This is a genomic window from Vibrio sp. THAF64 (assembly GCF_009363455.1).
GTDB classification, from domain to species: domain Bacteria; phylum Pseudomonadota; class Gammaproteobacteria; order Enterobacterales; family Vibrionaceae; genus Vibrio; species Vibrio coralliilyticus.
In genome coordinates this window covers 47,946-60,973 of sequence record NZ_CP045355.1, presented here as the reverse complement: position 1 = coordinate 60,973, position 13,028 = coordinate 47,946, and the positions used below count along the sequence as shown (strand labels likewise).

The 13,028-nt window shown below is 49.0% G+C and carries 14 protein-coding genes; 8 read left to right on the top strand and 6 right to left on the bottom strand.

Translation table 11 applies throughout. The features are described from left to right. Positions 1 to 6: 6 nt before the first annotated feature. The gene (locus tag FIU99_RS00275; protein ID WP_006957520.1) at positions 7 to 564 is read right to left on the bottom strand and encodes an L-threonylcarbamoyladenylate synthase; all 558 of its coding nucleotides are present in this window, start codon (positions 562 to 564) and stop codon (positions 7 to 9) included. A 196-nt stretch (positions 565 to 760) separates the two neighbouring features. Here FIU99_RS00275 and purE point away from each other — a divergent pair, with 196 nt between their 5' ends. Beyond that, complete coding sequence (gene purE, locus FIU99_RS00270; protein WP_006957519.1) at positions 761 to 1,246, top strand: 5-(carboxyamino)imidazole ribonucleotide mutase; 486 nt, start codon at positions 761 to 763, stop codon at positions 1,244 to 1,246. A gap of 4 nt (positions 1,247 to 1,250) precedes the next feature. Beyond that, positions 1,251 to 2,384 (top strand): 5-(carboxyamino)imidazole ribonucleotide synthase, encoded by a 1,134-nt coding sequence (locus FIU99_RS00265; protein WP_006957518.1) that lies wholly within the window; start codon positions 1,251 to 1,253, stop codon positions 2,382 to 2,384. Positions 2,385 to 2,433: 49 nt separating this feature from the next. Here FIU99_RS00265 and FIU99_RS00260 read toward each other — a convergent pair whose 3' ends face one another. The 3 genes from FIU99_RS00260 to dprA are packed head-to-tail and all read right to left on the bottom strand — an operon-like array spanning position 2,434 to position 4,631. Next, positions 2,434 to 3,018 carry a type I DNA topoisomerase gene (locus tag FIU99_RS00260; RefSeq protein WP_006957517.1) on the bottom strand — a complete coding sequence of 195 codons (585 nt, stop codon included), beginning with the start codon at positions 3,016 to 3,018 and terminating at the stop codon, positions 2,434 to 2,436. A gap of 15 nt (positions 3,019 to 3,033) precedes the next feature. After that, positions 3,034 to 3,513: a DUF494 family protein gene (locus tag FIU99_RS00255; protein WP_006957516.1), complete on the bottom strand. Its 480-nt coding sequence runs from the start codon at positions 3,511 to 3,513 to the stop codon at positions 3,034 to 3,036. 2 nt (positions 3,514 to 3,515) lie between these two features. Further along, positions 3,516 to 4,631, bottom strand: a complete 1,116-nt coding sequence (gene dprA, locus FIU99_RS00250; RefSeq protein ID WP_006957515.1) for a DNA-processing protein DprA — start codon at positions 4,629 to 4,631, stop codon at positions 3,516 to 3,518. 250 nt (positions 4,632 to 4,881) lie between these two features. Between dprA and def the strand changes: the two genes are divergently transcribed. From def to FIU99_RS00220, 6 genes are read left to right on the top strand one after another with little or no spacing between them, the layout of a single operon-like run. Next, positions 4,882 to 5,403, top strand: coding sequence for a peptide deformylase (gene def / locus FIU99_RS00245; protein WP_006957514.1), 522 nt, complete (start codon positions 4,882 to 4,884; stop codon positions 5,401 to 5,403). A gap of 22 nt (positions 5,404 to 5,425) precedes the next feature. After that, positions 5,426 to 6,373, top strand: coding sequence for a methionyl-tRNA formyltransferase (fmt, locus tag FIU99_RS00240; RefSeq protein WP_006957513.1), 948 nt, complete (start codon positions 5,426 to 5,428; stop codon positions 6,371 to 6,373). 56 nt (positions 6,374 to 6,429) lie between these two features. After that, positions 6,430 to 7,710 carry a 16S rRNA (cytosine(967)-C(5))-methyltransferase RsmB gene (gene rsmB, locus FIU99_RS00235; protein WP_006957512.1) on the top strand — a complete coding sequence of 427 codons (1,281 nt, stop codon included), beginning with the start codon at positions 6,430 to 6,432 and terminating at the stop codon, positions 7,708 to 7,710. A gap of 49 nt (positions 7,711 to 7,759) precedes the next feature. Next, the gene (trkA, locus tag FIU99_RS00230) at positions 7,760 to 9,136 is read left to right on the top strand and encodes a Trk system potassium transporter TrkA (RefSeq protein WP_006957511.1); all 1,377 of its coding nucleotides are present in this window, start codon (positions 7,760 to 7,762) and stop codon (positions 9,134 to 9,136) included. Between the two features lie 10 nt (positions 9,137 to 9,146). Then, a complete protein-coding gene (locus FIU99_RS00225; RefSeq protein WP_006957510.1) occupies positions 9,147 to 10,592 on the top strand; it encodes a TrkH family potassium uptake protein in 1,446 nt (481 codons plus the stop codon). Positions 10,593 to 10,602: 10 nt separating this feature from the next. Further along, the gene (locus tag FIU99_RS00220; RefSeq protein WP_006957509.1) at positions 10,603 to 11,202 is read left to right on the top strand and encodes a DUF3157 family protein; all 600 of its coding nucleotides are present in this window, start codon (positions 10,603 to 10,605) and stop codon (positions 11,200 to 11,202) included. On the opposite strand, the gene FIU99_RS00215 is transcribed toward FIU99_RS00220, so the two are convergent. Beyond that, positions 11,199 to 11,852: a hemolysin III family protein gene (locus FIU99_RS00215; protein WP_152471935.1), complete on the bottom strand. Its 654-nt coding sequence runs from the start codon at positions 11,850 to 11,852 to the stop codon at positions 11,199 to 11,201. The two genes, FIU99_RS00220 and FIU99_RS00215, sit on opposite strands and share 4 nt — an antisense overlap. 84 nt (positions 11,853 to 11,936) lie before the next feature. After that, complete coding sequence (locus FIU99_RS00210; RefSeq protein ID WP_006957507.1) at positions 11,937 to 12,734, bottom strand: sporulation protein; 798 nt, start codon at positions 12,732 to 12,734, stop codon at positions 11,937 to 11,939. Positions 12,735 to 13,028 lie beyond the last annotated feature (294 nt).

The window sequence follows — 13,028 nt, the reverse complement described above, 5'->3', positions numbered from 1 at the left end:
GCAGGGTTAACCCTGTCTTAATACCTTGGATGTTTTTGCGTCGCGAATTTCACTTGGCTTGTCTCGCCCACCCGTGTCTCCCGCCAGAATTGCGACTAAGCGATCACCGAGTTGCTGTTCAACTTCTGCGGTCGTCATACAAGGGGGTTCACCGGTCAAATTTGCGCTGGTAGAGGTTAACGGCTTTCCAAGCGCATTACACATCTTTTGTACCAAAGGATGATCAGTCACACGCACCGCAATCGAGTCAAACTGGCCTGAAACCCAATCCGACACTTTGTCGCTGCACGGCATAATCCAAGTAACGGGGCCAGGCCAAGTCTGATGGACTTTCTGTAGCTGCTCATCCGTCAGCTGAGACTCATCAATGTACGGCAGCAATTGTTCATAGCTAGCAGCGATCAGGATCAGACCTTTTTCCACTGGCCTTTGTTTCAGTTCTAATAGTTTCTGAATCGCTTCAGGGTTGTCAGGATCGCAACCGACACCAAATACACCCTCCGTCGGGTACGCAATCACTTCACCGTTTTTCAGAGCCAACAGAGCCTGCTCAAAATTATCCACTGATTCTTTCCTGTCTGATGTACTGTCTAATCACTAAGTTTACAAATAATCATTGGTAGTGACTAAAGCTATTTATTTATAAATTGTGTCAATCTGGATTTAAACTTCGCGCAAACGTTTGCTTGATAGTAAAATCCCCGTATAATGCGCTCAAATTTATCTGCTCATCAATAGAGTTGCATTAAAGGAGTTTAAGATGAAAGTCGGTATCATCATGGGTTCTAAATCTGACTGGCCAACCATGAAACTAGCAGCAGAAATGCTGGATCAGTTTGGCGTCGAATATGAAACAAAAGTGGTGTCAGCTCACCGTACTCCGCAGCTTCTTGCTGATTATGCCAACAGCGCTAAAGAGCGCGGCCTGAAAGTCATCATTGCCGGTGCTGGTGGCGCTGCTCATTTACCAGGCATGGCGGCCGCTTTCACTAGCTTACCTGTTCTCGGTGTCCCTGTTCAATCGCGTGCACTAAAAGGGATGGACTCTCTACTATCAATTGTTCAAATGCCAAAAGGTATCGCGGTAGGCACATTGGCCATTGGCGAAGCAGGTGCGGCGAATGCGGGCATTCTCGCGGCTCAGATCATCGGCACACATGATGACGCCGTGATGGAGAAAGTCGAAGCATTTCGCAACCAGCAAACTGAAACCGTGTTAGCGAATCCAAACCCGGCAGAGGACTAATCCCATGCAAGTGTTAGTGCTTGGAGCGGGACAGCTGGCACGCATGATGTCACTGGCTGGAGCTCCTCTGAACATCGATATTATCGCGTATGATGTTGCGAGCGAGAATATCGTCCATCCATTGACTCAGTCGCTACTGGGAAAAGGGTTGGACAATGCGATTGAGCAAGCAGATGTGATTACCGCCGAGTTCGAGCATATCCCACATGATATTCTTGATGTTTGCCAAGCAAGCGGAAAGCTCTTCCCCTCTGCCAACGCCATCAAAGCTGGCGGTGACCGACGAATCGAAAAAGCATTGCTGGACAGGGCTAAGGTCCACAACGCCAAATACCATGTAATCCAAACACGCGAAGACTTTGCTCACGCTATAGAGTATGTCGGTATCCCAATGGTACTAAAGAGTGCCTTAGGTGGTTATGACGGCAAAGGCCAGTGGCGACTCAAAGACCCAATGCAAATAGACGCAGTATGGGCTGAGATGGAAGCGTGTATTGGCGCCACCGAAACACAAGCGATTGTTGCGGAGGAGTTTGTTCCTTTTCAACGTGAAGTGTCACTTGTCGGTGCACGCGGTAAAAATGGCGAAGTCGCGGTCTACCCACTTGCAGAAAACGTCCACACCAACGGGGTACTGAGCGTCTCAACAGCCATAGCCGATACTGAGTTGCAACAACAGGCACAAGAGATGTTCACTGCGGTAGCTAACGAGCTCAACTATGTAGGCGTTCTGGCCCTCGAGTTCTTTGATTTGAATGGCACCTTATTGGTCAACGAAATCGCACCTCGTGTCCATAATTCTGGCCACTGGACACAACAAGGCGCAGAAACCTGTCAGTTTGAGAATCACTTACGAGCAGTGTGTGGCATGCCACTGGGTAGCACCAAGCTGATCCGCGAAACGTCGATGATCAATATCCTCGGTGAAGATACCCTGCCAGAAAGCGTACTCGCTATGCCGGGATGTCACGTTCACTGGTATGGGAAAGACAAACGCGCAGGACGTAAGATGGGCCACATTAACGTGTGTGGTGATTACAGTGGTGAACTGCAACGTCAATTATCTGCTCTGGCAGAAGTCTTAGACGCGGATGCTTTCGCGGCGGTTCATGAGATCGCGCGTCACATTAAGCACTAGTCATCGCAAACTTAATAAAAACAAAAACGGCGCTGAAACAGCGCCGTTTTTATTGTTCATTCTGGGTGTGATGGCATTTTCGATCGGCACACTGATGTTTAATCCCACTAGCGAGCTTCTTCTCGATCAATAAAGGAAAACCACATTTTTCGCACTTACCCTTAACTGGCTGCTGATTGACCGCAAACTTGCATTTAGGGTAGTTATCGCAGGCAAAGAAGGCTTTGCCAAAACGGTTCTTCCTCTCGACCAAATGACCTTTGCCACACTCCGGGCACGCATGTTCTGCTTGAACCTCTTGTTCAGTCGGTTGCTCAAGCGACTCGATATGGTCACAGTGCGGATAATGACTGCAACCAATAAACATACCGTAACGCCCTTGGCGGAGCACCAATTCATTAGAGCACTCCGGACAAGGTACGCCCAGCTCTTTAATGATATGGCCGTCATTCTGATGTAAAGGTTGGATAAAGTCGCAGGTTGGATACTGATTACAGCCCAAAAACGGGCCATGCTTGCCGTGACGAAGTTGTAGCTCGCCCTCGCGCTGCTCAGACTGGCATTTAGGGCACGCTTTATGTTCTAAAGCGTGCTCATGGGCCGAAAACAACTGATGATCTATTTTACCGCTCATAGCCACTCATGGAGTTTAGTGAAGAATACCTTGCTCTTTGGTATACAACAGCTCTTCCATAAGCGTGTAGGCGTTTTCATTACCTGGAACATTGAACAGAACCATCAGCACAATCCATTTCAGATCATCCAGTTCAAACTCGTCTGTTTCAAGCCCCATGATACGGTCAATCACCATTTCACGCGTCTCAGTCGTCAGCACATTGACCTGCTCAAGGAAAGTCAGAAAACCTCGCGATTCAAGGTTTAAGCGCTCACACTCTTTCGCGGTATAGATACGCGTTGAGGTAGATGTGCTGCAAATGGAAATCGCGGAATGCGTTTCGCTTTGCTGCAATGCAGCCAACTCTTCCAGCCAGACAAGGGCTTTATAGATGTCTTTTTGATGAAAGCCAGCACGAAGTAATTCTTCTTCTAGCTCATCTTGATTGACCTGTAACTCCGCATCGCTATGGATGTAAGTTTCAAACAGATACATAAGGATATCCATCATCATAGCTAGCCCCTCCCCTTTCGAATATAGCCACCGGAAACCGCAACAACATGCCCTGAGAGCTCAAGCTCCAAGAGCTGCATCATGACTTCATGCACAGGTATATTGGTCCTGCTTGCAAGAATATCAACTGGTGTAGCCTTACTTCCTACGTTAGCTAACAGCTGAGGAAATGGCAATTCTTCTTTGCAATCAATTTGTTCAAATAGATCGCTTTGCACTGGCGGCTTATTAACATCAGACCAGCGAATCAGACTGTCAATTTCATCGGTTATGTCAGAAACCTGCTGAACCAGACACGCACCCTGTTTTATCAACAGGTTACAACCTCTCGCATGGGGATGATGAATCGAGCCGGGAATCGCAAACACTTCGCGGCCTTGCTCCATCGCATAGCGAGCGGTGATCAGAGAGCCACTTTTCTCTGCCGCTTCTATGACTAAAACGCCCAATGACAAACCACTAATGATTCGATTTCGGCGTGGAAAATTATCGGCTTTTGGCTTCACATTAGGATGGAACTCAGACACCAACGCCCCTTGTTGAACGATTCGTTGAGCTAACTTCTTATGCCGTGCCGGATACACAGAATTTAAGCCACAACCGAGCACGGCGATGGTTTGGCCATTACCATTGAGTGCCCCATCATGAGCATAACCATCAACGCCTAGCGCCAAGCCGCTGGTCACGACCATGTCTTGATTCACCAACTGGGTTGCAAAGCTGCGTGCGGTGTTAAGCCCATCAATACTGGCATTGCGACTGCCCACAATCGCCATTTGTGGCCGAGATAGACTCTCTAGCTGACCTTCAACAAACAGTATTGCTGGCGCAGCGTCAGCCTGTTTCAGTAGTGCCGGATAACGCTGATCACTCAAAGGTAGAATGGTTCTGGCACTTGATTCTGCTTGCCACTCGAAACACGCCTCAATATCCTCGGCAGCTCGGTGTTGGAGATAATTCAGTTGCGAGTCGGAAAAGCCTAAACGGCGTAATGTCTCGGGTGAAGAGTCAATGATGTTAACTGGAGAGTCTACCGCTACCAGACGCTGAAACGTTTTGGGCCCAATCCGCGGCGTAAAGTACAAGCTCAGCCAAGCCGTCAGTTCTTCTTTCGTCATAGGAAAATTTAATCCGGCCTAACACCTTGTTACACGACACTGATGAGCTAGAGAGAGTCAGCCTAAACCTCTTATTCCAAACAAAGCTTGGCTACTCAGTGTTCGCCAAATTTGACATGATTCACAGTGCAATTTAACTCGGGGAAAATACGCAAAAGTGTAATGAGGCTGTCATTTGAGTGGCAAAATGTCTAGAATTGAGCCAACAAGGTTTATCCTGATTCGGCTCAGTTCAACATTTCGAGTGTATATGTCTGTATTACAAGTATTAACATTCCCAGATGAGCGCCTTCGCACTGTTGCAAAACCAGTAGAGAAGGTGACCCCTGAGATTCAAAAGTTCGTCGACGACATGATTGAAACCATGTATGACGAAGAAGGTATTGGTCTGGCAGCAACCCAGGTTGATTTCCACCAACGTATCGTCGTTATCGATATTTCAGAAACTCGCGATCAGCCAATGGTTTTGATCAACCCTGAAATTCTTGATAAGCGTGGCGAAGATGGCATTGAGGAAGGCTGTTTGTCTGTTCCTGGTGCACGAGCACTGGTTTCGCGTGCTGCGGAAGTCACGGTGAAAGCGCTTGACCGTGATGGCAAAGAATACACATTTGAAGCAGATGACCTGCTTGCAATCTGTGTTCAGCATGAGCTTGACCATTTAGAAGGCAAACTTTTTGTCGATTATCTTTCGCCTCTAAAACGCAAGCGCATTCAGGACAAACTGGCAAAAATCAAACGCTTTAACGAAAAGCAAGCCAGCCAAGCCTAATGGCTCACTAAAGGAACGTACTTTGAGCAAACCTTTGAAAATTGTTTTTGCCGGTACTCCGGACTTCGCCGCCCGTCACTTGGCGGCGTTGTTGTCTTCGGAGCACGAGGTTATTGCGGTCTACACCCAGCCAGATCGTCCAGCGGGCCGAGGCAAGAAGCTGACTGCCAGCCCAGTCAAGAATATCGCGCTTGAGCATGATATCCCGGTTTACCAACCAGAAAACTTTAAGTCAGATGACGCCAAGCAAGAACTGGCTGATTTGAATGCGGATCTGATGGTCGTGGTCGCTTACGGTTTATTGCTGCCACAAGCCGTACTTGATACACCGAAGCTGGGTTGTATCAATGTCCATGGTTCGATTCTGCCACGTTGGCGCGGTGCCGCCCCTATCCAGCGCTCTATTTGGGCCGGCGATCAGGAAACAGGCGTCACCATTATGCAGATGGATATCGGCTTAGATACTGGCGATATGCTGAAAATTGCAACTTTGCCGATCGAAGCCACAGATACCAGCGCTTCTATGTATGAAAAGCTGGCTGGACTTGGCCCGCAAGCTCTGGTCGAGTGTCTGGCTGACATTGCTGACGGCAAAGCGTCACCTGAAAAGCAAGATGACGAGCTGGCGAATTACGCCAAAAAGCTCAGCAAAGAAGAAGCACGCATTAACTGGAATGATGACGCTGAGCATATTGAACGTTGTGTGCGCGCCTTCAACCCTTGGCCGATGAGCCATTTTGAAGCAGCCGACAACAGCATCAAAGTCTGGCAAAGCCGCGTTGACGTTCAAACGACAACTGAGGCACCCGGCACCATACTTCAAGCAGATAAAACGGGGATCTACATTGCCACTGGCAAGCATGTTCTGGTTCTCGAACAGCTTCAGGTACCCGGTAAAAAAGCCATGCCGGTTCAGGATATCCTCAACTCGCGTGCCAGCTGGTTTGAAGTCGGCACACAGCTGACCTAATTTATACGTACTTTTTGAGGGTGGAGACACCCTCCCTTACTGTTAAGGTATTCAACATGAATGTTCGCGCTGCTGCGGCTAATGTCCTTTTCCAAGTGGTCGATAAAGGCCAGTCTCTGTCTAACGCACTTCCCGCGGCTCAACAACAAGTCAAACCTCGCGATCAAGCGTTGTTACAGGAAATCTGTTACGGATCATTGCGTTATTTACCTCGCCTTGAATCGATCGCGAATGAGCTGATGGATAAGCCTCTTAAAGGCAAACAACGCGTTTTCCACCACCTGATTCTGGTCGGTATTTACCAACTGAGCTTTATGCGTATTCCAGCGCACGCAGCCGTCGGTGAAACCGTCGAAGGCACCAAAACGCTCAAAGGCCCACGCCTACGCGGCTTAATCAATGCAGTGTTACGTAACTATCAACGTAACCAAGAAGAGTTAGATGCTCATGCCATGAGCCACAATGCTGGTAAATACGGTCACCCGAGCTGGTTACTTAAACTGCTTCAGGACGCCTACCCACAGCAATGGCAAGACATTATTGAAGCCAACAACAGCAAAGCACCAATGTGGTTGCGTGTGAATCAACAACATCACAGCCGTGACGAATACCAGCAACTGCTCAAAAATGAAAACATAGATAGCAGCATTCACAGTGAAGCGAGCGACGCCCTAAAATTGGCCGCCCCGTGCGACGTGACAAAATTGCCAGGCTTTGAGAAAGGTTGGGTTTCTGTTCAGGATGCTGCTGCTCAGTTGTCGATTAACTACCTAACGCCAAAAGATGGCGAGTTAATTCTAGATTGTTGTGCTGCACCAGGAGGCAAAACCGCCCATATTCTTGAGCGTACTCAAGATGCCCAGATAGTGGCTATTGACTGTGATGACAGCCGCCTCAAACGCGTACACGACAACCTGCAACGCCTTCAACTGAAAGCGCAAGTTATTTGCGGTGACGCACGTAAGCCAAAAGATTGGTGGCAAGGCGAGCAATTTGATCGCATCCTGCTCGATGCACCTTGTTCGGCCACGGGTGTTATTCGCCGCCACCCAGACATCAAATGGCTGCGTCGTGGTGATGACATTGCAGCCTTAGCAAAACTACAAAGCGAGATTCTGGATGCGATGTGGCAACAGCTGAAGCCGGGCGGTACGCTGGTTTATGCGACCTGCTCTATCACACCACAGGAAAACAGCGAACAGGTGAAAGCGTTTCTGGCGCGCACCGCGAATGCTCAGTTAGAAGGTTCGCCGGTAGACAACCCAGGACGCCAAGTGCTTCCAGGCGAAGAGGACATGGATGGCTTTTATTACGCCATCCTGACAAAAATCGCGTAGTAATTCGGGGATCATCGATCCCCTAAATTTTGGTTAGACGAGAAACGGTATGAAAATCATCATTCTTGGCGCTGGTCAGGTAGGCGGTACACTGGCAGAGAATCTGGTCGGTGAAAACAATGACATCACCATAGTCGACAGAAATAGCGACCGACTGCGTGAGCTGCAAGATAAATATGATTTACGGGTAGTGAACGGCTACGCCAGTCACCCTGATGTGCTGCGTGAAGCCGGCGCACAAGATGCCGACATGTTGGTCGCCGTGACCAATATGGATGAAACCAATATGGCCGCCTGTCAGGTTGCCTTTTCTCTGTTTAATACTCCCAACCGTATCGCTCGTATCCGCTCGCCACAATACTTGGCCGAGAAAGAAGCGCTATTCCAATCCGGTGCCGTTCCGGTTGACCACCTGATCGCACCTGAAGAATTGGTAACCAGCTACATCGAGCGCCTGATCCAATATCCAGGCGCACTGCAAGTGGTGAGCTTCGCCGAACAGAAAGTCAGCTTAGTGGCGGTGAAAGCATATTACGGTGGCCCGCTGGTTGGTAATGCCCTATCGGCCTTGCGTGAGCACATGCCACACATAGATACTCGCGTTGCCGCTATTTTCCGTCAGGGGCGTCCTATCCGTCCTCAGGGCACCACCATTATCGAAGCCGATGATGAAGTGTTCTTCGTCGCTGCCAGTAACCACATCCGTTCGGTCATGAGTGAACTGCAGAGACTGGAAAAGCCGTATCGCCGCATTATGATTGTCGGGGGTGGTAACATCGGCGCCAGCTTAGCTAAGCGCCTTGAGCAGTCTTACAGCGTCAAGTTGATTGAGCGCAGTTACCAGCGCGCTGAAAAGCTGTCTGAAGAGCTGGAAAACACCATTGTCTTCTGTGGTGACGCTGCGGATCAGGAATTACTTACCGAAGAAAATATCGATCAGGTCGACGTGTTCATCGCCCTGACCAATGAAGACGAAACGAATATCATGTCCGCCATGCTGGCGAAACGCATGGGAGCCAAGAAAGTGATGGTGCTTATCCAGCGCGGTGCCTATGTGGATCTGGTTCAGGGTGGCGTCATTGACGTCGCTATCTCACCTCAGCAAGCAACGATTTCCGCCTTGCTAACGCACGTCCGTCGGGCTGATATTGTTAACGTCTCTTCACTACGTCGCGGTGCAGCAGAAGCTATCGAAGCCATCGCTCACGGTGATGAAACCACATCTAAAGTCGTTGGCCGCGCGATTGGCGACATCAAACTACCACCGGGCACAACAATCGGTGCGATTGTTCGTGGTGAAGAAGTCCTAATAGCTCATGACCGAACTGTGATTGAGCAAGACGACCACGTAGTGATGTTCCTGGTGGATAAGAAGTACGTCCCAGACGTCGAAGCGCTATTCCAACCGAGTCCTTTCTTCCTCTAGGATTGACACTATGGTCAACTTCCGTCCTGTACTGTTTGTTATCGGGCTGGTTCTGTCTAAACTGGCCCTATTCATGTACGTCCCCACTCTGGTGGCTTTCTTTACAGGCACTGCAGGGTTTCTTGAGTTTGGCCAATCAGTGGTCATCACCCACCTTGCTGCCTTCGTCTGTCTGACAATCGGTCGTACTAAGCATTTCAAACTCAGCGCGCGCGATATGTTCCTAATCACCAGTCTGGTGTGGATGGTCGCCAGTGCTTTTGCTGCTCTGCCGTTTGTGTTTATCAACCACATCAGCTTTACCGATGCGTACTTTGAAACCATGTCTGGCATTACGACAACCGGCTCAACCGTACTCAGTGGGCTGGATGACATGGCTCCGAGCATCTTGTTGTGGCGTTCTATCTTGCAGTGGCTTGGCGGAATCGGCTTCATTGTCATGGCGGTCGCGGTGTTGCCGATGCTCAACGTCGGTGGTATGAAGCTTTTCCATACCGAATCTTCTGATTGGTCAGATAAAAGCAGCCCCCGCGCCAAGACCGTGGCCAAAAACATCGTGTTGGTCTACCTGATTCTGACTGGCTTGTGCATGGTCGGCTATCTTCTGACTGGCATGAATTTGTTCGAGGCGATTAACCACTCGTTCACCACTCTCTCGACAGGCGGCTATTCCACTTCAGATGGCTCAATGAACCACTTTTCTAAAGGGTCTCATTGGGTAGCGACTCTGTTTATGTTCCTAGGTGGATTGCCCTTCCTGCTGTTTGTGGCAGCGATGCGCAAGCGCCGGGTAGATGAGTTAATCAATGACGCGCAAGTACGCGGTTTCACCTACCTGTTTCTTATCACCAGCCTGATCATTTCAGCTTGGTTAGTGATACGAGATGGCTACAGCGTTATGGATGCGCTACGGGTGTCGATGTTCAATATCGTCTCTGTCGTGACAACCACAGGGTTTGGTCTAGAAGACTTCACCGCATGGGGCGCACTGCCAACCACCTTGTTTGCCTTCTTAATGATGGCGGGGGCCTGTTCAGGATCAACCTCCGGCGGAATCAAAGTCTTCCGCTTTCAGATTGCGATGACGCTACTCAACAAACAGATGATGAAGCTTATTCATCCTTCTGGGGTATTTGTTCAGCGTTACAATCATAGGCCGGTGAACGATGACATCGTGCGCTCTGTAGTCGCTTTCGCACTGATGTTCTTTATCACGATTATTTTTATTGCTGGATGCTTAAGCGCATTGGGATTGGATCCTATTACCAGCATTTCTGGGTCTATCACCGCCGTGGCCAACGTTGGTCCTGGCATGGGTGCAGTGATTGGGCCGACAGGTAACTTTGCCCCATTACCAGATGCCGCTAAGTGGCTGCTCAGCTTTGGAATGCTGATGGGGCGACTGGAGATACTCACTTTATTGGTGCTGTTTTTCCCGGCTTTCTGGCGACGTTAAGGACACAACAATGAAAAAACTAATCGGACTCTTTACCTTGCTAACCAGTTCATTGGTGTTTGCCAGCCAAACTGTCACTCTCGAAGATGGTCGCCAAGTCCAGCTTAATGACGACTTCACTTGGCAATATGTAGTGCCAGTGGAAGCAAACAAAACCGATGAAATGGCAGCAGTTGAAGAGACCACTCAGCCAGCCGCTACTATTCCGGTCAAAAAAGCCAAAGTGGCAGCCATTCCGCTGATCGAAAAAGCGGTAGGAACCATTGTCACTGTCGGTAGCGATCGTGCCACCATGCAGCTGTCTGACTCAGGCGTGGAAGTGTTATTAGGTGCGGTGAGTTATCAAGATGGTCAGTTAATGATTCCAACCTCAGTAACCAACCAAAGTAGCCAGTCAGTGATTTTAGTTGAAATCGAAATTCAGGTCTCGACGACCTCGGGAGACGTGCTGAGCAAAGAATCGGTCAAAGTATGGCAATCTATCAAACGCATGGCCGACACGTATCTACGCCCTCAACAAGCAGAGCAGGGTAAAACGATTGAACTGGCGATCGATCAAGCTGAGCAGTACTTAGTGACCGCCAAAGTCATTAATCTCGAAACACGTTAGATCGGCTCGACATAGAGGTAAATCGCCAGAAAATGACAAGCGCATCCTGCTAAAACGAACCCGTGCCAAATGGCATGATTAAATGGGATGCGCTTAGCGACATAGAAAATCACGCCCAGTGAATAGATCACTCCACCCGCGGCCAGCAAAGTGAGTCCACCGACATCCAGATTCAACGCCAGTTGATAAATGACCACCAGCGATAGCCAACCCATCAATAAATACGTCACAAGCGAAAGCTTTTTAAAACGATAAACAAACGCCAATTTCATGATGATGCCGACCAGCGCGATGGTCCAGATGACGATCATCAAACCAATCGCCAAAGGCGTTCTGAGACTGACGAGCAGAAATGGTGTATAGCTGCCAGCAATCAGCAAATAAATCGCACAGTGATCAAACGTCTTCAGCGCCCACTTGGCTTTCTGATAAGGAATCGCGTGATACAGAGTAGAAGCCAGAAACAGCACGATCATGCTGCCACCGTAGATGCTCATACTGGTAATAGTCAGAGCATCCGCATTGTGATCAACGGCTTTGATCAGCAGCAACACCAAGCCCACTATGCCAAGTACCATACCGATACCGTGGGTCAGTGTATTGGCGATTTCTTCTTTGACGCTGTAAGGTGCAGTGTGATTGGTCGACATAACAAGCCATACTCTGGTGGAATATTTACTCCAAAGTATGGCACATTCAGCTTACACTTGTAAGCCCAAACTGTTAACTTTACGTTAAGAGTGACTGTCGAGATACTCTAAAACTTGCTGACCTGCCTGATCTGCTGGGGTATGAACGGAGAGCGTCAGCTGACGTTTTAACTGCCCACCGCCTAACAAGCTCGCTAGCATTCCCCTTGCACCTTCACGATGACGATCAATTTCAAACCACATCTGTAATTCATCATCACTGCGATACGCCACCATTTCCAATTCACGCCAGCGACCGTGGAAAGGCCCCGTGGTCGGCACAAATTCAAACTCCTGAACAAAAGGCAGCTCAAATCCCTCTACCGCTTCACACTCAACCTGACGGATACGCAGCCCCTGCTCTTCCAAAGCCGTAAAGATGCCATCTAACAAAGGATCAGGACGTACTGTGAGAATATCAGTGTCACTGGGATCTTTAGCTAAGGCAATATTCAGCCCGGTTTCCAACCACACTTTGGAGTCGCCAATGGTGACGGGCGCATTCCATGGCACGTCCAGCTCGACTTCAAAATCACGCGTTTCTCCCGGCTCAATGGTAAATGCATACGGCAACGTCCAGTGAGCCAAGGTATAGCTGGTCGGCATACGACGCATATGGCCGCTGTTATGCTCGTCTCTGTCTTGATTGGCTGGTACTTCTTTGATGTAGCGGCAATAAAGCTTCATCTCAATGTTATCAATTTCCTGCGCCGTCGAGCCGCCGTAGACATGAATCGTCACATTGACCTTTTCACCCGGGTACAGCACTTCTTGCTGTAGAACGGAATCGACTTTTGCAGAACCGATACCAAAACTCGCGAGGGTTTTCTTAAAAAACGACATGCACACCTCCTTGGTAAAGCGCAGCCATCAACATAATCACACGGTATCATACTAATCCGCACACTTGTCTCACTACTACTACGCCTCTCACATAATTGTAGTGAGAGGAAACAAACAAGATCGATTAGATATCGATCAATTGATCAGATGATGCTAATCTGATCCCTGATATGCATATTTCATATCATTATTCCTGATTAGCTACTTGGATTGGCGTGAGCCAGAAGAGCCATTCTTCAGTAATGAAGCGCAACTCATAGCTAATCAGGCCATAAGTTCGGCAATGGATGTGCC